Here is a 21,839-nt window from a genome sequence, read left to right on the forward strand (position 1 = left end):
GGACGGGGCGCGGAGCGCGGCCGTCAGCTGGCAAGTCGGCGCCGGGCGTCGGCGAGCCGGGACAGCACCGTCGAGTCGACGACCTCGGCACCGACCTGGATGCGCAGGCCGCCGAGGACGTTCTCGTCGACGATCACGTTGAGCTGGACCGGCTGCCCGTACGCCCGCTCGAGGATGCCCTCGAGCCGGGTGCGCTGGACGGCCGAGAGCTCGGTGGCCGACGTGGCCGTCGCGACGAGCCGGTTGCGACGCTCGGCGACCAGGTCGCCGACGTGCCCGAGCGTCGTCACGAAGTGCCGGCCGCGCGGCTTCTGCGTGGCACGCCGCGCCAGGAGGGCCGCCGCCGGCGTCGCACCGCCCGCGAGGATCGCGTCGAGCAGGCCCGCACGGGCCTCCGGCGTCGACGTGGCGTCGTCGGACAGGATCCGCCGGACGTCACGCTGGCCGGCGAGCGAGCGCGTCAGGCGGAACAGGTCCTCCTCCACGCGCTCGAGCGTGCCCGTGGCCTCGGCCGACGCCAGCACCGCCTGGAACGCGAGGTGCTCGACCGCCTCGGTCAGGTCGACGTCCGCCGACCAGCGGGCCCGGACGAGCTCCTGCGCGACCGCGACCGTGCTCGTGTGCGCGCCCCGGAGGACGTGCGCCACGAGCTGGGCCTTCGCGTCACCGTCGGCCGACGGGTCCGCGAGCGTCCGGCGCAGGGCGCCGGACGAGTCGAGGGCGTCGACCAGGGCGAAGAGCTGCTCGCCCAGCGTCGCCGACTCGACGCCGGCAGCACGGAGGACCGGCTCGAACCGGTTCTCCACGCTCCGCAGCGACGCCTGACTCGTCCCGCGCATCAGTTCCCCTTACCGGCGTTCGCCGTGGTGCTGGCCTCGAGCTCGTCGAGGAAACGGTCGACGACGCGCGACTGGCGCGCGGTGTCCTCGAGCGACTCGCCGACGATCTTCGAGGCGAGCTGGGTCGCGAGCGACCCGACGTCGGCGCGCAGCGAGACCGACGCCTGCTGGCGCTCCGCCTCGATCTGCCGGTGCGCGGTCTCGACGATACGAGCCGCCTCCTCCTGCGCCTTGGTGCGCGACTCCGCGACGATCTGCCCGGCCTCGGTGCGCGCGTCCTCGCGGATCTTCGCGGCCTCGGTGCGGGCGTCCTGGAGCTGCTGGTGGTACTCGGCGAGCGCGGCTGCGGCCTCGGCCTGCGCCGACTCCGCCTTCGCGATGCCGCCCTGGATCAGCTCGGTGCGCTTGTCGAGCACGGCCTGGAACTTCGGCAGGACGTACTTGTAGAACGCGAACGCGATGATCGCCAGGACGATGACCGACCAGAAGATGTCGTACAGCGCCGGGATGAGCAGCTGGATGCCCTGGACGGGCTCTCCCTCGGCAGCCGTGATCAGGGCCGCCGATGTCGCGGCGGCGCTCATCAGAAGAGGAACCCGGTAATGAGGCCGAGCAGGCCGAGGACCTCGACGAAGCCGATACCGATGAACATCGTCGTCCGGAGCTGGCCGGCGACCTCGGGCTGGCGCGCGATGCCCTCGATCGTCTTGCCGATGAGGATTCCGAGGCCGATACCGGGGCCGATCACCGCGAGGCCGTAGCCGACCGTCGCGATGTTACCTTCGAGCTCGGCGAGGATGGTGGTGGTTTCCGCAAGTGCCACGGTTGCTCGTTCCTTCCGTAGGGCGCCTGACCGGTCGGCCCGACGCTCGTTCGTGGGTAGGGGTCACGCGACCCCTGGGGGTGTGGGTCAGTGCTCGTCTTCGATGGAGAGGCTGAGGTACACGGCCGTCAGCACGACGAAGATGTACGCCTGCAGAGCGGCGACGAAGACCTCGAAGAGCGTGAGCGCGAATCCCGAGACGAAGGTCAGCGCACCGAAGACCTGCATGCCGCCCGACGCCTCGAAGACGAAGAACTGGGTGGCCGAGAAGCAGAGCACCAGCATGAGGTGGCCGGCGACCATGTTGGCCATGAGTCGAAGCGCGAGCGTCGCCGGTCGCAGGACGAAGACCGTCAGGAACTCGATGGGCGTCAGCAGCACGTACATGAACGCGGGGACGCCCGGGGGGAACAGGCTCATCTTGAGGAACCCGCCGACTCCGTGCGCCTTCACGCCCGCCCCGAGGTACATGACGTAGACCCAGAGGGCGAGCATCACCGGGATGCCGATGAGCGACGACCCGGCGATGTTCAGCCCGGGGACGACGCCCGTGAGGTTGAACGCGAGGATCGCGAGGAACAGCGTGGTCAGGAGCGCGACGTACTTCTGCGCCTTCGCCTTGCCGATGATCTCCTCGGCGACGTTGACGCGCACGAAGTCCAGGAGGATCTCGACGACGTTCTGGCCGCGCGTCGGGACGAGCCGGGCCCGCTTGGCCGCGATCACGAAGACGATGATCAGCACGGCGGCGGCGATCAGGCGCACGAGCTGAAGCCGGTTGAACTCGAGGAACGTGCCCTCGAAGAGGAACGGCGCCGGGAAGAAGTCGGCGATGGACGGCGCGTGGAACCCGCTCTCCTCCTCGGTGGCGAGGGGGGCGATCATCGCGAGGCTGGACAGTGCGAGCTCCTGGTGGTCATCGGTGCCGGGCGGGCCGCGTCAGTGCGGGCACGCCGTAGGGACCTGGCCGTCATGGATGGGTGAAGCCTAACCTATGAAGTCGCCTCGCCTGGACCGCGATCCGCTGGCTCGACGTACGGCACACGCCCGTTCGTGACCGCCCGGTAGTCGAGCAGGGCCGAGCCCAGGACACCCACCAGGAGCACGGTCGCGAGGACCGTCCGGTCGTAGAAGTCGAGTCCGCGGAGCACCGCGAGGACCACGATGACGACCACGATCTTGCCGAGCCAGGCGCCCATCACGACACCCGCCATGGCCTGGGGGCTCGAGTGGGACGTGCGGAGCATCGAGACCACCGTCGTGCCCGAGAACACGAGCGCGAGGCCGACGCCGATGAGCGCCCCCCACACCCCGGCGGAGCCCGCGACGAGCCCTCCGACGCCCACACCGAGCACCGTGAGCAGGGCCAGGAGCACGAGCATGTCGCGCAGCGCGCGGCGGAAGACGGCGTCGGCCGCCGCGGAGGACGACGGGCGCGCGGGCGTGCGCTGGGGGTCCGAGGACGTCATGGGCGCTTCTCCGGGGTCGGGTGGCCGGCCGGGGGCCGGGCGGGGCCGGTGGTCGTGGTGGTGGGGCGGCCGGGGCCGAGGGTCGTGCGGGTCGCCGCGCGGTGCTCCGCGTCCCGGGTGCCGGGTGCCTGCGCGTCGGGGCCGGGCGGGACGGCCGGGGTCACGCCCGTGATGATGGGTTGGACGCCGCCGTCCTTGCCGCGCAGCGGCCCGAGCGTGAGCAGCGCCGCCGCGACCATCCCGAGGCCGAGCACCCACAGCGCCTGCGTCGTCGGGAGGACCACGAGCGACGCGGTGCCGAACGCGAAGACGACCGTCCAGACCCACATGATCCCGACCGCGCTGCGGTGCGAGTGCCCGAGCGAGAGCAGGCGGTGGTGCAGGTGCATGCGGTCCGGGTGGAACGGGGACTTGCCCGCGCCCACGCGGCGGACCACGGCGAGGCCCATGTCGAGCAGCGGGAGCAGCAGCACCGCGACGGGGAGCAGGATCGGTACGAACACCGGGATCTGCTGGCGCGGCAGGAGCGCGGTGCCCTCGTTCGCGGGGAGCGCGGACGCGTCGAGCTGGCCGGTCAGGACGATCGTCGCCGCGGCGATGACCAGGCCCAGCAGCATCGACCCTGAGTCGCCCATGAAGATGCGCGCCGGGTACACGTTGTGCGGCAGGAACCCCACGCACATCCCGACGAGCACCGCGAGCACCAGCGTCGCGAGGTTCGCGTAGTTCCCCCGGCCGCCGTCGACCGTGAGGACCGTGAGCCAGTACGAGTACAGGAAGAACGCCGTGCCGCCGATGCCGATCATCCCGGCGGCGAGCCCGTCGAGGCCGTCGACGAAGTTCACGGCGTTCATCGCCACGACGACGACGAGCACCGTGAGCCCCTGCCACACCCGCTCGGAGCCGATCACCACGTCGCCGAAGATCGGGAGCTGGAAGAGCAGCACGCCCTGCCACGCCATGAACCCCGCGCCGAGCACCTGGCCGATGAGCTTGGTGACCCAGTCGAGGTCCCAGATGTCGTCCGCGACGCCGAGCAGGCACACGGTCGTCGCACCGCCCGCGAGGCCCCAGATCGGGCGCGGGTCGGTGAACACGCTGCTGAGGAAGGGCAGGCCGCTCGCGACCGTGAGCGCGACGAGCAGCCCGACGAGCATCGCGAGGCCCCCGAGCCGCGGCGTCGGGATCGCGTGCACGTCGCGGTCGCGCACCGCGGTGATGGCCCCGAAGCGCAGCGCGCACCACCGGGCGAGCGGCGTCATGAGGTAGGTCGTCGCCGCCGAGACCAGCAGGAGGAGCAGGTAGACCCTCACCGGCCCGGCTCACCGCCCGGCTGGGGGGCGTCGTCGGCGGGGTCGTCGGACGGGGCCCGCGACGGGCGTGCCGCGGACGGCTTCGTCGTCGACACGGGTCCGCCCGGGGGCTCGGTCGGGGGCGTCGCGGGGTCGGTCGTCGGGATCCCGGTCGTCGCGGCGTCGGCCGTCGCGGTGCCGGTCGGGGTGGCCTCGCCAGTCGCACCCTCGGGCGCCACAGCACCCGGTGCCGGGGCCGGGCCCTCGACCGGCGCGACCGCGCGCAGCTCCTCGAGGCTCAGCGCACCCTCGCGCACGACGCGCAGCACGTCGCCCGTCGCGTCGACGATGGTCGACGACACCCCGCCGGGCGCCTCTCCCCCGTCGAGGAACACGGGCACGCGCGCGCCGAGCTGGCGGTACGCCTCGCGCACGTCGGTGCCCGCGGGCTTGCCGGTGCGGTTCGCGCTCGAGACCGCGAGCGGTCCGGTGCGGCGCAGCAGCTCGAGGGCGACGGGGTGGTCGGGCACGCGCAGCGCGACGGTCCCGTGCGTCTCGCCGAGGTCCCACGCGAGCGACGGCTGCGCGCGCACGATGAGCGTCAGGCCGCCGGGCCAGAAGGCCTCCGCGAGGGCGCGCGCGGCGTCGGGCACCGCGGTGGCGAGGCCGTCGAGCGTGCGCAGGTCGGGCATGAGCACGGGCGGCGGCATCTGCCGGCCGCGGCCCTTGGCGTCGAGCAGGGCCTGGACGGCCGCCGGGTCGAACGCGTCGGCGGCGATCCCGTAGACCGTGTCGGTCGGCAGCACGACGAGGTCGCCGCGGCCGAGCGCCTCCACGGCGGCGTCGAGCGACGGCCCCCACGTCGCGGGGTCCGTCGCGTCCTTGATGCGCAGCAGGCTCACGGCTGCGAGTCTCCCACGGAGGGGCCGGGCGCCATGCCGTCCGACCGGTCCGGATCGGCCCGCCGCGCGAGCACCATGCGGGCGCGCCCGGTGAGGTCGGGCGCGGTCACGACGCCGGCGAACGCCCCGGTCGCCTCGACCGTCGCCCGCGCCGCGGCGTCCTGGACCTCGGCGTGCTCCATGACGAGCAGCCCACCGGGCCGCAGGAGCCGTGCCGCGGCGGCGACGATCCCGCGCGGGACCTCGAGGCCGTCGGCGCCGAGCCCGTACAGCGCGACGGCCGGGTCGTGGTGCGCGACCTCGGGGTCGACCGGCACCGCGCCCGGCGGCACGTACGGGGGGTTCGACACGACGACGTCGACCGTGCCGTCGAGCGCGCGCAGCGCCGTGCGCGCGTCGCCGCGGTGCAGGTGGACCCCCGGGGCGAGGGCCTCGACGTTGCGCGCCGCCCAGGCGTGCGCCGCGGCGTCGAGCTCGACCGCGTGCACCACGGCACCGGGCACCTCGACGGCGACCGCGACGGCGATCGCGCCCGAGCCGGTGCACAGGTCCACGACCAGCGCCGAGCCGGTGCGCGCGAGCGCGTCGGCGGCCTCCCGCACCGCGCGCTCGGCGACCTGCTCCGTCTCGGGGCGCGGGACGAAGACGCCCGGCCCGACGGCGAGCTCGACCCGCCGGAACGGCGCGCGCCCGGTGAGGTGCTGGAGCGGCTCGCGGGCAGCACGGCGGCCGACGAGCTCCGCGTACCCCTCGGGGGCCGGCCGGCCGAGCAGCGCCGCGGTCTGCACCTCGCCGCGGCTGACGTCCTGACCCGACGCGGACCGCAGCAGGTGCGCCGCGAGCAGCTCGGCGTCCACGCGCGCCGACCCGATCCCGGCGGCGGCCAGGGTGCGCTCGGCGTCCCGCAGCGCGGCCGCGAGCGTCGTCGGGCTCACGCGCCGGCGGCGGCCAGCCGGGCCGCCTCGTCCGCCTCGATCGCCGAGCGGACGACCGCGTCGAGGTCGCCGTCGAGCACGACGTCGAGGTTGTACGCCTTGTAGCCCGTGCGGTGGTCCGCGATCCGGTTCTCCGGGTAGTTGTACGTCCGGATGCGCTCCGAGCGGTCGACGGTGCGGACCTGGGACCGACGGGCCTCGCTCGCCGCGGCCGCGGCCTCCTCCTGCTTCGCGGCGAGGAGCCGGGCGCGCAGCACGCGCATCGCCTGCTCCCGGTTCTGCAGCTGGGACTTCTCGTTCTGCATCGACACGACGATGCCCGTGGGCACGTGCGTGATGCGCACCGCGGAGTCGGTCGTGTTGACCGACTGGCCGCCCGGCCCGGACGAGCGGAACACGTCGATGCGCAGGTCGTTGGGGTCGATCCCGACCTCGGCCTCGTCGTCCGCCTCGGGCAGCACGAGCACGCCGGCGGCCGACGTGTGGATGCGGCCCTGCGACTCCGTGACGGGGACGCGCTGCACCCGGTGCACACCGCCCTCGTACTTGAGGCTGGCCCACACGCCCTGCGCGGGGTCGGTGAGCGTGCCGCGCGCCTTCACCGCGACCTGGACGTCCTTGTAGCCGCCGAGGTCCGACTCGGTGGACTCGATGACCTCGGTCTTCCAGCCCCGGCGCTCGGCGTAGCGCAGGTACATGCGCAGCAGGTCGCCCGCGAACAGCGCGGACTCCTCGCCGCCCTCGCCGGCCTTGATCTCGAGGATCACGTCGCGCGCGTCGTCGGGGTCGCGCGGCACGAGCACACGGCGCAGGCGCTCGGCGGCCGCGGCGGCGGTCTCCTCGAGCGCGGGCAGCTCCGCGGCGTACGCGTCGTCCAGCCCGGCGAGCTCGCGGGCGTCGGCCACGTCGTCGGTCGCGGCGCGGTACGCGCGGTAGGCGGCGACGACCTGACCGAGCTCGGCGTACCGGCGTCCGAGCTTGCGGGCCCGCCCGGCGTCGGCGTGCACCCCGGGGTCGGCGAGCTGCGTCTCGATCTCGGCGTGCTCGGCGAGCAGCGGCTCCGCTGCGGCGAACGGGTCGCTCATGCGGGCGCCTCCTGGCGTGACGTGCGACGGGTGACGTGCGGTGAGGTGTCGTCGGGGTGGTCCGCCGGGCGTCCGGGCCCGGGCAGACAAACAGCGCCGGTGCCCTGCGCGGACACTGCCATGGAGGGCAGTCGTCCGCCGGGCACCGGCGCTGTCAGGTCGCTACTCGGCCGAGGTGTCGGCGGCCGGCGCGGCAGCCGGCTTCTTGCCGTAGCGCGCCTCGAACCGGGCCACGCGGCCACCGGTGTCGAGGATCTTCTGCTTGCCCGTGTAGAACGGGTGGCACGCGCTGCACACGTCGGTGCGGATCTGGCCCGAGGTCTCGGTGGACCTCGTCGTGAACGTGTTGCCACAGGTGCACGTCACCTGGGTCACGACGTACGCGGGGTGGATCTCAGACTTCACAGGGTTCTCCTCGCTGGGTTGTCTCCGGGTCGTGCACGCGAACCGCACACGTGAACCGGAGACCAACGGAACATTGTGCCAGAACACGGCGGGGGCCGGAAACCTTCCCGATCCCGCCGCCGTCTCTCGCAGGCTCCCGCAGGGCCGTCATGACCCACGGCGCCGCACCCGGTCCGGGCGCGGCGCGCGTGCGTCAGTCGTTGTTGCCCATGCCGGGCGTCGTCTTCTGGACCTGCATGAGGAACTCCGCGTTCGAGCGGGTCTCGCGCAGCTTGCCGAGCAGGAGCTCGATCGCCTGCTGCTGGTCGAGCGCCCCCATGACCCGGCGGAGCTTCCAGACGATCTTGAGCTCGTCGGACCCCATGAGGATCTCCTCGCGGCGCGTGCCCGAGGCGTTGACGTCGACGGCCGGGAAGATGCGCTTGTCCGCGAGGTTCCGCGAGAGCCGCAGCTCCATGTTCCCGGTGCCCTTGAACTCCTCGAAGATGACCTCGTCCATCTTGGACCCGGTCTCCACGAGCGCCGAGGCGAGGATCGTGAGCGAGCCGCCGTGCTCGATGTTGCGCGCCGCACCGAAGAACCGCTTGGGCGGGTACAGCGCCGAGGCGTCGACACCACCCGAGAGGATGCGGCCCGACGCGGGCGCCGCGAGGTTGTAGGCCCGCGACAGGCGCGTGAGCGAGTCGAGCAGCACGACGACGTCCTGGCCGAGCTCCACGAGGCGCTTGGCCCGCTCGATGGCGAGCTCCGCGACGATCGTGTGGTCCGACGCGGGGCGGTCGAACGTCGAGGCGATGACCTCGCCCTTGACCGTCCGCTCCATGTCCGTGACCTCCTCGGGGCGCTCGTCGACGAGCACGACCATGAGGTGGACCTCGGGGTTGTTCGTGGTGATCGCGTTCGCGATCTGCTGCATGATGATCGTCTTGCCGGCCTTGGGCGGCGACACGATCAGACCGCGCTGGCCCTTGCCGATCGGCGCGACGATGTCGATCACGCGGGGCGTGAGCTTGTTCGGCTCGCTCTCGAGGCGCAGGCGCTCCTGCGGGTAGAGCGGCGTGAGCTTCGAGAACTCCGCGCGCTGACGCGCCTCCTCGGGCGGCAGGCCGTTGACCGAGTCGAGGCGCACGAGCGCGTTGAACTTGGCCCGCGCGGCGTTGCCCTGGGGCAGCTGCTCGCCCTCGCGCGGCTGGCGGACGGCACCGGTGACGGCGTCGCCGCGGCGCAGGCCGGCCTTCTTGACCTGGCCGAGCGAGACGTACACGTCGTTCGGGCCGGGCAGGTACCCGGTCGTGCGGACGAACGCGTAGCTGTCGAGGATGTCGAGGATCCCGGCGACGGGCAGCAGGACGTCGTCCTCGCCGACCTCGATCTCCTCGTACCCCGCGAGGTCGCCACCCTGGGCGCGGCCACCACGGCCGCGCTGCGGCTTGGTGCGGTCCCGGTCGCGGTAGCGGTCGCGCGAGCGCCGGCGACGGCCGCCGCGCTCGTCGTCCTCGAGGAGCGCCTGGTTGCCGGCGGCCTGGTTCTGGTCGCGGTTCTGCCGCGGCTGGCCGTCGCGCTGCTGACCGTCGCGCTGGCCCTCGCGCTGCTGCGCGCCGTCACGCTGCTGCGCGCCGTCACGCTGCTGCGCGCCCTCGCGCTGGGCACCGTCGCGCTGGCCGCCGTCGCGCTGCTGGCCGCCCTGCTCGACGTCGGGACGCACGTCGGTGTCGGCACCGGCCTCGACGCGCGGCGCACCGGCGCCCCGGCCCGACCGGCGCGAGCGCCGCTCGCCCGCGAGCGGCGCGATGGCCTCGGCGGCCCGTGCGGCACGCTCGTCCCGGGTCTCCCCCGCGAGGCGTGCGTCGAGCGTGCGCTCGACGGCCTCCAGCCGGGCGTCGACGCGGACGGGGACGTCTCCGTTCGCCGCGTCCCGATCGGCGGGCTCGGGCTGCTCGACGCGCGGAGCCTCCTCGCGACGGCTCGCGCGGCGACCGCCGGTGCGCGCCCGGGCGGGCTCGGGGGACGTCTCGGGCGCGCTCCCCGCGGTGACCCCCGCGAGCGTCGGCTGCTCGGCAGCCGGCTGCGGCTCGGGGGCGGAGGCGCGGCCGCCCGAGCGCTTGGTCTTGATGGCGTCCACGAGATCGCTCTTGCGCATCTTGGACGTCCCGGTCACGCCGAGCTCGGCGGCGAGCGCCTGGAGCTCAGGGAGCCGCAGTGCCGAGATCGCGGCGCTGCGGCCCGATCCACCGGTGCTGGAGCTCACGGCGGACTCGATGGTGTCTGTCACGAAGGACCCTTCCCCCTCGTCGGTGGCCCTCACCCGGTCTGCGGGTTCGGCCTACGCCCGGTCCTGAGCGGCCGGATCGTGTGCTGGAGCCACACGCGCTGCGTACGACGACGTCTGCGCACGTGGGCTGGATCGCTCCCGGCGAGGCTCGCGGTGCCCGTCGCGCACCCTCGAGGCTGAGGTGTGCGGGTGTGGAGAGACGGGAACGTGACGGAGCACGAGATCCGGAGAACAGCGTCATCGTACCACCGCGCGTGAGACCGCCCGCTTCTGGACGCACGTTCACCCGACCGGGTGGCGCCCCGGCCGTCGCGGCTCCGAGGGTGGCCCGACGAGCGACCCGATGACGCCGCCGAGGGCTCCCGCAGCCGGCTGCCGCACGCCTGCGCGGCGAGGTCTCAGCCGACCGGCCAGGCGCTCCCGCCGGCGAGGTCGACGTCCGGGCGCAGCACCGTCCAGCCGCCCATGACGCCACCGAACGCGTCGTCGACCACGGCGTCCGCGTCGGTGCCGACAGGCGTCCCCGCGGCGTCCCGCCGGACGCGGGCCAGCGCGAGGACCGTCGGCCCGGCGCCCGACACGACCGCCGCGACCCCGTGCGCCCGCAGCGCGTCGACGAGGGCGAGGCTGTCCGGCATGACGTCGCGGCGGTAGGGCTGGTGCAGCCAGTCGCGCGTCGCGGGCAGCAGGAGGTCGGGACGGCGCGACAGCGCCTCGACGAGCAGCGCCGCGCGCCCGGCCTGGTGCGCGGCGTCACCGTGCGGGACGCTCGCGGGCAGCACCCCGCGGGCGCGCCGCGTCGACAGCTCGGTCCCCGGGACGACGACGAGCGGGGCGACGTCCGGGTGGAGGTCGAGGCGGACCGCGCGGGGACGGCCGGCACCGGTCGCGTGCGACGGCGTCGTCGCGGCGCCGCCAGCGGGAGCGGTGTTCCCGGTGGCCTCACCCCCCGTGCCGGGGCCCGGTCGGCCGCCCGGCGCCCGCTCCCCCACGCCCTCGAGCCACGCGATCGTCGCGCCGCCGAGCAGCGCCGGGGCCGCGTTGTCCGGGTGCCCCTCGAGCTCGGTCGCGAGGCCCAGCACGGTGTCGTCGTCGAGCGCCTCCGGGTCCGCGAGCAGCGCACGCGCGAGCAGGAGCCCGCCGACCGCCGCGGCCGCCGAGGACCCGAGCCCCCGCCCGTGCGGGATGCGGTTGGTGCACGTCAGGTGCAGGCCGGTCTGGGACGCGCCGACGTGGTCGAGCGCGAGCCGCAGCGCGCGCACCACGAGGTGGTCCTCGCCGCGCGGCACCGAGTCGGCACCCTCGCCCGTCACGTCGACCACGACGCCGGGCGACCCGAGCGCCCGCAGCTCGAGGTCGTCCTGCAGGCCGAGCGCCAGCCCGAGCGCGTCGAAGCCGGGCCCGAGGTTCGCGCTCGTCGCGGGGACCCGCGCGCGAACGTGGTGGTGACCGAGGCGCATGGGCGTGCGGCTCAGGACAGCTCGAGCGCGTCGGCGATCGACACGACGTCCGCGCTGACCCGCACGGGCACGATCTCGGAGCCGTCGGCCGTCTTGAGCGCCCACTGCGGGTCCTTGAGGCCGTGGCCCGTGACCGTCACGACGATGCGCGCGCCCGCGGGGACCCGACCCTGCTCCGCGAGCATGAGGATGCCCGCGACGCCCGCGGCCGAGGCGGGCTCGACGAACACGCCGACCCGGCTCGACAGGATCCGGTGCGCGGCGAGGATCTGCTCGTCGGTCACGGCCTCGATCAGCCCGGCCGACGTGTCGCGCGCGTCCTCGGCCTGCTGCCACGACGCCGGGTTGCCGATCCGGATCGCGGTCGCGATCGTCTCGGGCTGGTCGACGGGGTGGCCGGCGACGATGGGCGCCGCGCCGGCGGCCTGGAAGCCCCACATCGCGGGGGTCCGGGTCGCGACCGCGCCGTGCTGCTCGCCCGCGTCGAGCCCCGCGTACTCGCGGTACCCGCGCCAGTAGGCCGTGATGTTGCCCGCGTTCCCGACCGGCAGCGCGTGGATGTCGGGCGCGTCGCCGAGCGCGTCGACGACCTCGAACGAGCCGGTCTTCTGCCCCTCGATGCGGTCCGGGTTCACCGAGTTGACGAGCTCGACGGGGTAGACGTCCGCGAGCTTGCGGGCCGCGACGAGGCAGTCGTCGAAGTTGCCGTCGACCTGGAGCAGGCGCGCGCCGTGCGCGATGGCCTGGCTGAGCTTGCCCATCGCGATCTTGCCGTCCGGCACGAGCACCGCGCACAGCATCCCGGCCGCCGTGGCGTAGGCCGCCGCGGACGCCGACGTGTTGCCGGTCGACGCGCACACGACCGCCTTGGCACCGCGCCCGGCGGCCGACGAGATCGCCGTGGTCATGCCGCGGTCCTTGAACGAGCCGGTCGGGTTCATGCCCTCGACCTTGAGGAACACCTCGGCGCCCGTGAGCTCCGAGAGCGCCGGCGCGGGGACGAGCGGCGTGCCGCCCTCCCCCAGCGTGACCACCTTGCGCTGCACGTGCTCGGGCAGCCGGTCCGCGTACTCGGCGATGATGCCTCGCCACTGGTGGGCCATCAGACTCCCTCGACTCGCAGCACGGACAGCACCCGGCGGACCGCCTCGTGCTCGGTGATCGCGGCGACGGTGGCCGCGAGCGACTCCTCGGCCGCCTCGTGCGTCGTGATGATCAGCCGCGCGAGGCCGTCGCCGGCGTCGGGGCCGGCGGGCGCCTGGCGGACCGCCTCGATCGAGACGCCGTGGTCGGCGAGCAGCGCGGCCACCTGGGCGAGGACGCCCGGGCGGTCCTGCACGTCGAGACGGACCTGGTAGCGCGTGCGCGCCGACGACGCGGGCAGCACGGGCAGGTCGGCGTACGACGACTCGACCGGGCCCTTGCCGCCGAGCACGCGGTGGCGCGCGGCCGAGACCACGTCGCCCAGCACCGCGGACGCCGTGGGCGCCCCGCCCGCGCCGCGGCCGTAGAACATGAGCTCGCCGGCGGCCTCGGCCTCGACGAACACCGCGTTGAACGCCCCGCGGACGCCCGCGAGCGGGTGCGCGAGCGGGACGAGCGCGGGGTGCACGCGCACCTGGACGCCCTCCTCGCGGCGCTCGGCGATCGCGAGCAGCTTGATGACGTAGCCGGTGCGCTCGGCCCAGGCGACGTCGTCCGCGGTGATCGCGGTGATCCCCTCGCGGTCCACGTCGTCGATCGACACGCGCGTGTGGAACGCGAGCGAGGCGAGGATCGCGGCCTTCGCGGCGGCGTCGAAACCCTCGACGTCCGCGGTCGGGTCGGCCTCGGCGTACCCGAGCGCCTGCGCCTCCTTGACCGCCTGGTCGAGGTCGAGACCCTCGCTCGTCATGCGGTCGAGCACGTAGTTGGTCGTCCCGTTGACGATGCCGAGCACGCGGCGCACGCGGTCGCCCGCGAGCGACTCCCGGACCGGACGCACGATCGGGATGGCGCCGGCGACGGCCGCCTCGAAGTACACGTCGACGCCCGCGGCGTCCGCCGCGGCGTAGAGGGTCGGGCCGTCCTGCGCGAGCAGGGCCTTGTTGGCCGTGACGACCGATGCGCCGTGCTCGATGGCGCGCAGCAGGAGCGAGCGCGCGGGCTCGATGCCGCCCACGACCTCGATCACCACGTCGGCGCGCGTGACGAGCTCCTCGGCGTCGGTCGTCAGCAGCGCGGGGTCGACGACCGCGTCGCGCGGCGTCGCGGTGTCGCGGACCGCGATCCCGACGAGCTCGAGCCGGGCGCCCGTGCGCGCGGCGAGGTCGTCGGCCTGCGTCGTCAGGAGGCGCACGACCTCGGTGCCCACGACGCCGCACCCGAGCACGGCCACGCGCAGCGGCGTCGTGCGGGGCTCGCCGGTGCGCTCGTCGGTCGGGGCGCCTGCCTGCCCGTCGGCTGCTGTCACTGCGTCGGCCTCCGCCTCGGGGCTGCGCCCGCTCGGTCGTCTGTGGGGTCGTGCGTCGGTCTCGTCCGGCCCTGGGCCCGCGCACCACGCGCTCGTGAGCACGCGCGCGACGCGGGTCCGTCGGGCCGGGTCACAGGATAGGGGCCCGGCCGCGGGGACCTCAGCCCTGGTCCAGCGCCAGCAGGTCGTCCTCGGTCTCGCGGCGGACGAGGACGCGCGTCGCGCCGTCCGTCACCGCGACCACCGGGGGGCGCGGCACGTGGTTGTAGTTCGAGGCCATCGAGCGCCCGTACGCACCGGTCGCGGCGACCGCGAGCAGGTCCCCCGTCCGCACGTCGGCGGGCAGCTGCACCTCGTGGACCACGATGTCGCCGCTCTCGCAGTGCTTGCCGACGACGCGCGCGAGCACGCCCGCCTCGCTGCTCGTCCGGGAGACGACCTCCGCGTGGTACGCCGCGCCGTACAGCGCCGGGCGGATGTTGTCGCTCATGCCGCCGTCGATCGACACGTACAGCCGCGTGCGTCCGTCGTCGAGGGCGACCGGCTTGACGGTGCCTACCGTGTAGAGCGTGCACGTCGTGGGCCCGACGATCGCCCGGCCCGGTTCGATCGACAGGCGCGGCAGCGGCGTGGACAGCTCGGCGCACACCGCGTCGACCGTCGACGCGAGGTCCTTCGCGACGCGGGCCGGGTCGAGCGGGACCTCCCCGGGCACGTAGGCGATCCCGTAGCCGCCGCCGAGGTCGACCTCGGGGACGAGGTAGCCGGTGTCGCGCGCGAGCTCGGCGCGCAGCGCGAGCACCTTGCGGGCGGCGACCTCGAAGCCCGACGGGTCGAGGATCTGCGAGCCGATGTGCGAGTGGATGCCGAGCAGGTGGAGCTCCGGCGTGGCGAGCACGGCGCGCAGCGCGGTCATCGCGGGGCTCGTGCCGCCGTCCGGGCCGGCGACGAGCGAGAGACCGAACTTCTGGTCCTCGTGCGCGGTCGAGATGTACTCGTGGCCCCCCGCGTGCACGCCCGTGGTGACGCGCACCATGACCGGCGCCGGTCCCTCACCGTGGGCACGCGCCGCCTCGGCGACCCGCTCCACCTCGCCGAGCGAGTCGACGATGATCCGGCCGACGCCCGCGTCGAGCGCGCGCGCGAGCTCCGAGTCCGACTTGTTGTTGCCGTGCAGCCCGATCTCCGAGCCGGGCAGCCCCGCGCGCAGCGCGACCGCGAGCTCGCCGCCCGTCGACGTGTCGACGCGCAGCCCTTCCTCGTGGGCCCACCGCGCGACGGCGACCGACAGGAACGCCTTGCCCGCGTAGTACACGTCGACGCCCGTGCCGAGCGGCTCGAACGCCGCGGCGAACGCGTCGCGGTACGCCCGGGCCCGTGCACGGAAGTCGGCCTCGTCGAGCACGTACGCCGGCGTCCCGTGCTCCGCGGCGAGCGCGCGCACGTCGACGCCCGCGACCGCGACCGCGCCGTCGGCCGTGCGGGCGACGCCGCTCGACCAGGGCGAGCCGGTCACTTGCGCTCGGGCGCGCTCACGCCCAGGAGCTCGAGACCGTTCGCGAGGACCTGGCGGGTCGCGTCGTTGAGCCACAGCCGCGTGCGGTGCACGTCCGTGACCTCCTCGTCGCCCATCGGCGTGACGCGGCGCAGCTCGTACCACTTCTGGTAGGCGCCGGCGACCTCCTCGAGGTACCGGGCGACGCGGTGCGGCTCGCGGAGCTCCGCGGCCTGGGTCACGACGCGCGGCAGCTGTGCGAGCAGGCCCAGCAGCACCGCGTCGGCCTCGTGGTCGAGGAGCGACGGATCGAAGCCTGCGGCGCGGTCGACGCCGGAGTCCGCCGCGTTGCGCCCGACGCCCACCGTGCGGGCGTGCGCGTACTGCACGTAGTGCACGGGGTTCTCGTTGGTCGCGCTCGCGAGCAGGTCGAGGTCGATGTCGAGCTGCGAGTTCGCCGCCGAGCGCGCGAGCGCGTACCGGGCGGCGTCGATCCCGACGGCGTCCACGAGGTCGTCGAGCGAGATGATCGTGCCCGCCCGCTTGGACATCCGGACCGGCTCGCCGTCCTTGAGCAGGTTGACCATCTGCCCGATGAGGATCTCGAGGTTGACGCCCGGGGTGTCGCCGAATGCCGCGCACATGGCCATCATCCGTCCTATGTACCCGTGGTGGTCCGCGCCGAGCATGATGATCGCGCGGTCGAAGCCCCGCTCGCGCTTGTCGAGGTAGTACGCCAGGTCGCCCGCGATGTACGCGGCCTCGCCGTCGGACTTGACGATGACGCGGTCCTTGTCGTCCCCGAACTCGGTCGTGCGCAGCCACGTCGCGCCGTCGGTCTCGAAGATGTGCCCGAGCTCGCGCAGGCGGGCGATCGCGCGCTCGACGGCCCGCGACTCGTGCAGCGAGTCCTCGTGGAAGTACACGTCGAAGTCGACGCGGAAGTCGTGCAGCTTGGCCTTGATCTCGCCGAACATCCGCTCGACGCCGCGCGAGCGGAACGCCTCGACCGCCTCGGCGTCGGGCAGCGTGCGGGGGTCGGGCTCGCCGGCCGCGAGCGCGTCCGAGACGACGGCCTCGGCGATGTCGGTGATGTACTGCCCGCCGTAGCCGTCCTCGGGGGCCTCCTCGCCGCGGGCCCGGGCGACGAGCGAGCGCGCGAACCGGTCGATCTGCGCGCCGTGGTCGTTGAAGTAGTACTCGCGCGTCACGTCGGCGCCGGACGCCTGGAGCACGCGTGCGAGCGAGTCGCCGACCGCCGCCCAGCGCACGCCGCCGATGTGCAGCGGGCCCGTCGGGTTGGCCGAGACGAACTCGAGGTTGATCCGCTGACCCGCGAGCGTCTCGCTGCGCCCGTACGCCGCGCCCTGCTCGACGATCGAGCGCGCGAGCTCGCCGGCCGCTGCCGCGTCGAGCGTGATGTTGAGGAAGCCGGGACCGGCGACGTCGACCTTCGCGACGCCGGGGTGCTCGGCGAGCCGGCGCGCGAGCTCCTCGGCGAAGGCCCGCGGGTTGGTGCCGGCCTTCTTCGCGAGCTGCATCGCGACGTTGGTCGCCCAGTCGCCGTGCTCGCGCTGCCGCGGTCGCTCGACGTGGACCTCGGCGGGGACGAGCGCGGCGTCGAGGGCGAACGTGCCGTCGTCCACCGCCGCCACGAGGGCAGCACGGAGGGCCTGGGAGAGCTCAGCGGGGGTCACCGACCCAGGGTACCGAGCGCGCGCCGGGCACCCCGACAGGATTCCGCCGCTCGGGCGCTCCCCGGGCGTCCGCCCACGCGTCCGGCCCCGGCGCCCGCGACGGACGTCCACGCGCGCCGCCGCCCGCGCGTGCCGGACGCCCGTCCGGGTCCGGGGGTCCCCGGTCCCTGGCGGTCACCACCGTGCACGGTGTTGACTGCACCGGCACTCGACCTGCGGCCCGCACCGCGGCAGGTCGTCACGGACGCGAAGAGGGACGGGATGACACGCCGCACCGGGCTGATCGACAACGCCGTCGACACGCTGCGCCAGCGCATCACCTCCGGCCAGTGGGCCGTCGGCACCCGCATCCCGCCCGAGCCCGCGCTCGCGGAGCTCCTCGGGGTCGGGCGCAACACCGTGCGCGAGGCGGTGCAGTCGCTCGTGCACGCCGGGCTGCTCGCGCGGCGGCAGGGCTCGGGGACGTACGTGCTCTCGACGTCCGAGCTCGCGGTCACGATGGGCCGGCAGATCGCGGACGCGCGCCAGCGCGACGTCGTGGAGGTCCGGCGCAGCCTCGAGGTCGAGGCGGCGCGGCTCGCGGCCCGGCGGCGCACGGCCACCGACGTCACGACGCTCGAGCGGCTGCGCGAGCAGCGCGCCGTCGCGCACGCGGGCGGCGACCTCGACGAGATGGTGAGCACCGACCTCGCGCTGCACCTCGCGATCGCGCGCGCGGCCCGCAACCCGGTGCTGCTCTCGCTCTACGAGAGCCTGATCGACGCGATCAGCGAGAACATCCGGTTCAACTTCGAGCGGCCGGCGCTGGGCGACGCGGGGCACGACGAGCTCGTCGCCGCGATCGCCGCCGGGGACGAGGAGACCGCGATGACCGAGGTCGAGACGTACCTGTCGGCGCTCGTCGGGCGCGGCTGACCCCGCACGACCGGACCGGCGGCCCGCCGGGGCTGGTAGTGTCGTGCACCGCGCCAGCACCACCGGCGCAGGCCCGCGTAGCTCAGTGGATAGAGCGTCTGCCTCCGGAGCAGAAGGTCGAAGGTTCGAGTCCTTTCGCGGGCACCCCTCCTCGTCACCCGGCACGTCCCCGCCGGGTCCTCCCCGCCGCGTGACGGCGCAGTAGCGTCGGCCGATGGTCTCCCTCACGTGGCCGGGCGCGCTCGCGTGGCGCCTGCAGCGCCAGCTCCTCGAGCCCGTCGGCAGCACCTCGGTCGTCGACGTCGTCGCGACCCTCGGCGCGGTCGCCGCGCAGCTCGACCCCTCCTCGGCGGAGCTGGGCCTCCGCACGCGCCTCCGGTCGTCCGCCCCGGGCGACGTCGCCCGCGCGCTCGACGAGGGCCGGCTCGTGCGGACGTTCGCCCACCGCGGCGCGGTGCACCTGATGACGCCCGAGCACGCCGCCGGCACGCTCGCGCTGCGGGCCGCGAGCCGCATGTGGGAGCGGCCCGGCTGGCAGAGCTTCTACGGGCTCGCCCCGGACGACTGGCCGGACCTGCGCGCGGCCGTGCGTGCGGCGCTCACCGGCGGGCCGCTGACGCGCGCCGAGCTCGCCGCCGCCGTGACGGCGCAGCCGCGGTTCGCGCACCTCGTCGCGGCGTTCACCGACCCCGCGGCGACCTTCCTCAAGCCGTTCGCGTGGCAGGGCGACGTGAGCCTCGGTCCGGCCCGGGACGGCGCGATGACGCTCCAGCGCCTCGACACCCGGCCGGGGTGGCCCGGGCTGCCCGACGTCGAGGAGGCCGGACCGCGCGCGGTCGAGCAGTACGTCCGCGCGTACGGCCCCGCGTCCGAGCAGAACCTCGCGTACTGGCTGGTCGAGGGTCTCGGGGTGCGCCGGACGCACGTCCGACGCTGGGTCGAGGCCTGCGGCGACCGGCTCGCGGCCGTCGACGTCGAGGGCGAGCCGCGGTGGGTCGTGCGCGGCGACCTCGACGGGCTCACCGCCGCCGGGCCCTCGGACGCCGTGCGGCTCCTGCCGCGGTACGACCAGTGGGTGCTCGGCCCCGGCACCGCGGACGCGCACGTCGTGCCCCCGGACCTGCGCGCCCGGGTCAGCCGCGGCGCGGACCTCGTGGTGCACGGCGGCGTCGTGGTCGGCACGTGGTCGGTGCGCGGCGGCACGGTCGGGACGTCGGTGGACCCCGGCCCGGTCGCGGCCGACGAGCTCGACGCGGAGGTCGCCCGGCTCGCGGCGGTCCTGGGCCGGCCGCTCGAGCGCATCGAGGGCACGGAGGGCACGGAGGGCACGACGTCGTAGCGGCGCGGGCCGCTCAGCCCCGCGCGGGCACCTCGGGCGACGCGAGCGCGAGCACCTGGGCGAACCACGGCGTCGTCTCCCCCGCCGCGACCAGCCCCGCGGCCTCCTCGCGCGTGACCCACCGCACGTCGGACACCTCGTCCGGGTCCGGGGACAGCGCGCCGTCGAACCGGGCCACCAGCACGTGGTCGTGCTCGCGCTCGACGTGCCCGGAGGCGGCGTCGGGCGCGCTGTACTGGAAGGCGCCGACCTCGACGAGCCCGTCGACGTCGACCCCCAGCTCCTCGCGCACCCGGACCCGCGCGGCGTCGGCCAGCGTCGTGCCGGGGGCCGGGTGCCCGCACGTCGAGTTCGACCACAGGCCGGCGAAGCGCCGCTTCACGGCGGCGCGCTGCTGCAGCAGGAGCCGCCCCTCGCCGTCGACGAGCTGCACCGAGTACGCGCGGTGCAGGAGCCCGGGGGCGGCGTGCGCCTGGGAGACCAGCGCGACGCCGGACGCCGTCCCGTCGGGGTCGACCAGCTCGACGTGGTCCTGCTCAGCCATGGGTCTCCTGTCCGCGGGTCGACGACCCCCACGGGCCGCGCCGTCCAGTAGCGCATCACGCGCGCGCGGTTGCAAGGCGACCGCGCGCGGGCCGCGGCCCCGACCTAGGCTCGTGCGCACGCCGACCGGTCGGGGAGCCGCATGCACCACGTCGAGATCTTCGTCCTCGTCGTCGGGGCCGTCGCCGTCACCGCGGCCTGCCGGCGCTGGGGGTGGCCGTCACCGCTCGTGCTCGTCGCGGTCGGGCTGGCCGTGTCGTTCGTGCCCGGGGTGCCGCGCTTCGAGGTCGACCCCGAGCTGATCCTCGAGTTCGTGCTCCCGCCGCTGCTGTACTCCGCGGCGACCGAGAGCTCGTACCAGGACGTCCGCCGCTACGTCGGGCCGATCCTGCGGCTCGGCGTCGGGCTCGTGCTCGTGAGCGCGTTCGCCGTCGCGCTCGTCGTGTGGCTGCTGGTCGACGACCTGCCGTTCGCCGTCGCGCTCGTGCTCGGCGCCGTCGTGGCGCCGCCGGACGCCGTGGCCGCCGCCGCGGTGGGGCGCCGGCTCGGGCTGCCGCGGCGGGTCATGTCGATGCTCTCGGGCGAGAGCCTGATCAACGACGCGACGTCCCTGACGCTGTACAAGGTCGCGCTCGCGGCCGTCGCGACCGGCACGGCGGCGTTCTCGGGCGGTGCGGGGGTCTTCGCGCTCGCGGTCGTCGTCGGCGTCGCTCTCGGGCTCGCGCTCGGCGTCGTCGTGCACGGGCTGCGGATGCGGCTCGACGACCCGGTGGTCGCGTCGGCCGTCGGGCTGCTGACCCCGTTCGCCGCGTACTGGTCGGCCGAGGCGCTGGGCGGCTCGGGCGTGCTCGCGGTCGTCGCCGCGGGGCTGTACCTCGGGCACACCGCGCCGCGCGCCGGGTACGCGACGCGGTTGTTCCAGACGCCGCTGTGGTCGACGCTCGTGCTCCCGCTCGAGGCGTTCACGTTCGCGCTCATCGGCCTGCAGCTGCCGTGGCTGATCGACGACGTCCGCAGCTCGCACGAGGGCCTCGGGAGCGCCGCGCTGGTCGCGCTCGCGGTGCTCGCGACCGCGCTGCTCGTGCGGCCGCTGTACGTGCTCGCGACCGGGCACGTGCGCCGTCGCCGCCACGCCGGTGCGCCCGGCGACCGGCCCGCGGACCTCCTCACCGCGCGCGAGTCGGCCGTGGTCTCGTGGGCCGGCATGCGGGGCGTCGTGACGCTCGCCGCCGCGGCCGCGGTGCCGGCCGAGGTGGACGGCGAGGAGTTCCCGTACCGGGCGTCGCTGCAGCTCGTCGCGTACACCGTCGCGATCGGCACGCTGCTGCTCCAGGGCCTCACGCTGCCGTGGGTGATCCGCCGGCTCGGCGTGGGGTCGCAGGAGGAGGCCGCACGCGACGCGTCCCAGGAGGCCGAGCTGCGGGTCGCGACCGCGGCCGCCGTCCGGCGGGTGCTCGAGCAGCGGACCCCGGAGTGGGCGCGCGAGCTCGGTGACGAGCAGGCCGCCCGGCTCGTCCAGCGCCTCGTCGGCGCGACGACCGCTCGCGCGCAGGCGGCTGCCGCGATGATCGACCCCGAGGGCGGGACGCAGCGCGGCGAGGACGGCGACGCCGCGCCGGGGCGCCTCGTGCCGGCCCCGCTGGCCGGCAGGCGCGGGCAGCAGCTGCGCCGCGACCTCGTGCGGGCGCAGCGCGAGGTGCTCGTCGAGCGCCGGGACGCGGGCGAGCTCGACGAGGCCGTGATGCGCCGCGTGCTGCGCGAGCTCGACCTCGAGGACGAGGCGCTCGCGGCGTCGTGGGTCAACCGGGTCTGAGGCGCCGGGGGCGCACGGAGCCGCTCGCGGCGACGTCCACGACACCACGCCCGGGACGGTCGGCGACCGCCGTAGGACCCCGGTCCCAGGCGGCGCCGACCCG

20 protein-coding genes and 1 tRNA gene are annotated in these 21,839 nt (G+C 75.0%); 4 read left to right on the top strand and 17 right to left on the bottom strand.

Annotation, left to right across the window (positions count from 1 at the left end):
* Positions 1–23: 23 nt before the first annotated feature.
* The 16 genes from NXY84_RS15225 to argS all read right to left on the bottom strand — a co-directional run bounded on the left by NXY84_RS15225 (position 24) and on the right by argS (position 17,126).
* Positions 24–839, bottom strand: a complete 816-nt coding sequence (locus NXY84_RS15225) for a F0F1 ATP synthase subunit delta (RefSeq protein ID WP_258723902.1) — start codon at positions 837–839, stop codon at positions 24–26.
* Positions 839–1,423 carry a F0F1 ATP synthase subunit B gene (locus NXY84_RS15230; protein ID WP_258723903.1) on the bottom strand — a complete coding sequence of 195 codons (585 nt, stop codon included), beginning with the start codon at positions 1,421–1,423 and terminating at the stop codon, positions 839–841. Before NXY84_RS15230 ends, NXY84_RS15225 begins: the two co-directional genes overlap by 1 nt.
* Positions 1,423–1,662 (bottom strand): ATP synthase F0 subunit C, encoded by a 240-nt coding sequence (gene atpE / locus NXY84_RS15235; protein ID WP_309485003.1) that lies wholly within the window; start codon positions 1,660–1,662, stop codon positions 1,423–1,425. Before atpE ends, NXY84_RS15230 begins: the two co-directional genes overlap by 1 nt.
* Before the next feature lie 87 nt (positions 1,663–1,749).
* A complete protein-coding gene (gene atpB, locus NXY84_RS15240) occupies positions 1,750–2,547 on the bottom strand; it encodes a F0F1 ATP synthase subunit A (RefSeq protein WP_258723904.1) in 798 nt (265 codons plus the stop codon).
* 107 nt (positions 2,548–2,654) lie between these two features.
* Complete coding sequence (locus NXY84_RS15245; protein ID WP_258723905.1) at positions 2,655–3,131, bottom strand: hypothetical protein; 477 nt, start codon at positions 3,129–3,131, stop codon at positions 2,655–2,657.
* A complete protein-coding gene (locus tag NXY84_RS15250; RefSeq protein ID WP_258723906.1) occupies positions 3,128–4,444 on the bottom strand; it encodes a glycosyltransferase family 4 protein in 1,317 nt (438 codons plus the stop codon). The genes NXY84_RS15245 and NXY84_RS15250 overlap by 4 nt, the downstream gene beginning before the upstream one ends.
* Positions 4,441–5,325 (bottom strand): L-threonylcarbamoyladenylate synthase, encoded by an 885-nt coding sequence (locus NXY84_RS15255; protein ID WP_396126249.1) that lies wholly within the window; start codon positions 5,323–5,325, stop codon positions 4,441–4,443. The genes NXY84_RS15250 and NXY84_RS15255 overlap by 4 nt, the downstream gene beginning before the upstream one ends.
* Positions 5,322–6,260 carry a peptide chain release factor N(5)-glutamine methyltransferase gene (prmC, locus tag NXY84_RS15260; protein ID WP_258723907.1) on the bottom strand — a complete coding sequence of 313 codons (939 nt, stop codon included), beginning with the start codon at positions 6,258–6,260 and terminating at the stop codon, positions 5,322–5,324. The genes NXY84_RS15255 and prmC overlap by 4 nt, the downstream gene beginning before the upstream one ends.
* On the bottom strand, positions 6,257–7,345 hold the full coding sequence (gene prfA, locus NXY84_RS15265; RefSeq protein WP_258723908.1) for a peptide chain release factor 1: 1,089 nt from the start codon (positions 7,343–7,345) through the stop codon (positions 6,257–6,259). The genes prmC and prfA overlap by 4 nt, the downstream gene beginning before the upstream one ends.
* 162 nt (positions 7,346–7,507) lie before the next feature.
* On the bottom strand, positions 7,508–7,750 hold the full coding sequence (rpmE, locus tag NXY84_RS15270; protein ID WP_258723909.1) for a 50S ribosomal protein L31: 243 nt from the start codon (positions 7,748–7,750) through the stop codon (positions 7,508–7,510).
* Positions 7,751–7,943: 193 nt separating this feature from the next.
* Positions 7,944–10,022: a transcription termination factor Rho gene (rho, locus tag NXY84_RS15275; protein ID WP_258723910.1), complete on the bottom strand. Its 2,079-nt coding sequence runs from the start codon at positions 10,020–10,022 to the stop codon at positions 7,944–7,946.
* Positions 10,023–10,420: 398 nt separating this feature from the next.
* Complete coding sequence (thrB, locus tag NXY84_RS15280) at positions 10,421–11,482, bottom strand: homoserine kinase (protein ID WP_258723911.1); 1,062 nt, start codon at positions 11,480–11,482, stop codon at positions 10,421–10,423.
* A gap of 11 nt (positions 11,483–11,493) precedes the next feature.
* Entirely contained in the window at positions 11,494–12,585 is a 1,092-nt protein-coding gene (thrC, locus tag NXY84_RS15285; RefSeq protein WP_258723912.1) for a threonine synthase, read from the bottom strand.
* Positions 12,585–13,865 carry a homoserine dehydrogenase gene (locus tag NXY84_RS15290; protein ID WP_258727235.1) on the bottom strand — a complete coding sequence of 427 codons (1,281 nt, stop codon included), beginning with the start codon at positions 13,863–13,865 and terminating at the stop codon, positions 12,585–12,587. The genes thrC and NXY84_RS15290 overlap by 1 nt, the downstream gene beginning before the upstream one ends.
* A gap of 229 nt (positions 13,866–14,094) precedes the next feature.
* The gene (gene lysA, locus NXY84_RS15295) at positions 14,095–15,450 is read right to left on the bottom strand and encodes a diaminopimelate decarboxylase (RefSeq protein ID WP_258723913.1); all 1,356 of its coding nucleotides are present in this window, start codon (positions 15,448–15,450) and stop codon (positions 14,095–14,097) included.
* Entirely contained in the window at positions 15,447–17,126 is a 1,680-nt protein-coding gene (argS, locus tag NXY84_RS15300) for an arginine--tRNA ligase (RefSeq protein ID WP_258723914.1), read from the bottom strand. Before argS ends, lysA begins: the two co-directional genes overlap by 4 nt.
* A gap of 261 nt (positions 17,127–17,387) precedes the next feature.
* On the opposite strand from argS, the gene NXY84_RS15305 reads away from it, so the two are divergent.
* The 3 genes from NXY84_RS15305 to NXY84_RS15315 all read left to right on the top strand — a co-directional run bounded on the left by NXY84_RS15305 (position 17,388) and on the right by NXY84_RS15315 (position 19,380).
* Positions 17,388–18,041, top strand: a complete 654-nt coding sequence (locus NXY84_RS15305) for a FadR/GntR family transcriptional regulator (protein ID WP_258723915.1) — start codon at positions 17,388–17,390, stop codon at positions 18,039–18,041.
* A 71-nt stretch (positions 18,042–18,112) separates the two neighbouring features.
* Positions 18,113–18,185: transfer RNA gene (locus NXY84_RS15310), tRNA-Arg, on the top strand.
* Between the two features lie 70 nt (positions 18,186–18,255).
* Positions 18,256–19,380 carry a winged helix DNA-binding domain-containing protein gene (locus NXY84_RS15315; RefSeq protein ID WP_258723916.1) on the top strand — a complete coding sequence of 375 codons (1,125 nt, stop codon included), beginning with the start codon at positions 18,256–18,258 and terminating at the stop codon, positions 19,378–19,380.
* Between the two features lie 13 nt (positions 19,381–19,393).
* On the opposite strand, the gene idi is transcribed toward NXY84_RS15315, so the two are convergent.
* Positions 19,394–19,924 (bottom strand): isopentenyl-diphosphate Delta-isomerase, encoded by a 531-nt coding sequence (gene idi / locus NXY84_RS15320; protein WP_258723917.1) that lies wholly within the window; start codon positions 19,922–19,924, stop codon positions 19,394–19,396.
* 141 nt (positions 19,925–20,065) lie between these two features.
* Between idi and NXY84_RS15325 the strand changes: the two genes are divergently transcribed.
* Complete coding sequence (locus tag NXY84_RS15325; protein ID WP_258723918.1) at positions 20,066–21,736, top strand: cation:proton antiporter; 1,671 nt, start codon at positions 20,066–20,068, stop codon at positions 21,734–21,736.
* The last annotated feature ends 103 nt before the right edge of the window (positions 21,737–21,839 follow it).

Source organism: Cellulomonas sp. NS3, from assembly GCF_024757985.1.
GTDB lineage: Bacteria > Actinomycetota > Actinomycetes > Actinomycetales > Cellulomonadaceae > Cellulomonas_A.

Coding starts and splice junctions, on each gene's coding strand:
- NXY84_RS15225 (WP_258723902.1), bottom strand. CDS start 839: ATGCGCGGGACGAGTCAGGCGTCGCTGCGGAGCGTGGAGAACCGGTTC.
- NXY84_RS15230 (WP_258723903.1), bottom strand. CDS start 1,423: ATGAGCGCCGCCGCGACATCGGCGGCCCTGATCACGGCTGCCGAGGGA.
- atpB (WP_258723904.1), bottom strand. CDS start 2,547: ATGATCGCCCCCCTCGCCACCGAGGAGGAGAGCGGGTTCCACGCGCCG.
- NXY84_RS15245 (WP_258723905.1), bottom strand. CDS start 3,131: ATGACGTCCTCGGACCCCCAGCGCACGCCCGCGCGCCCGTCGTCCTCC.
- prfA (WP_258723908.1), bottom strand. CDS start 7,345: ATGAGCGACCCGTTCGCCGCAGCGGAGCCGCTGCTCGCCGAGCACGCC.
- thrB (WP_258723911.1), bottom strand. CDS start 11,482: ATGCGCCTCGGTCACCACCACGTTCGCGCGCGGGTCCCCGCGACGAGC.
- thrC (WP_258723912.1), bottom strand. CDS start 12,585: ATGGCCCACCAGTGGCGAGGCATCATCGCCGAGTACGCGGACCGGCTG.
- NXY84_RS15305 (WP_258723915.1), top strand. CDS start 17,388: ATGACACGCCGCACCGGGCTGATCGACAACGCCGTCGACACGCTGCGC.
- NXY84_RS15315 (WP_258723916.1), top strand. CDS start 18,256: ATGGTCTCCCTCACGTGGCCGGGCGCGCTCGCGTGGCGCCTGCAGCGC.
- idi (WP_258723917.1), bottom strand. CDS start 19,924: ATGGCTGAGCAGGACCACGTCGAGCTGGTCGACCCCGACGGGACGGCG.
- NXY84_RS15325 (WP_258723918.1), top strand. CDS start 20,066: ATGCACCACGTCGAGATCTTCGTCCTCGTCGTCGGGGCCGTCGCCGTC.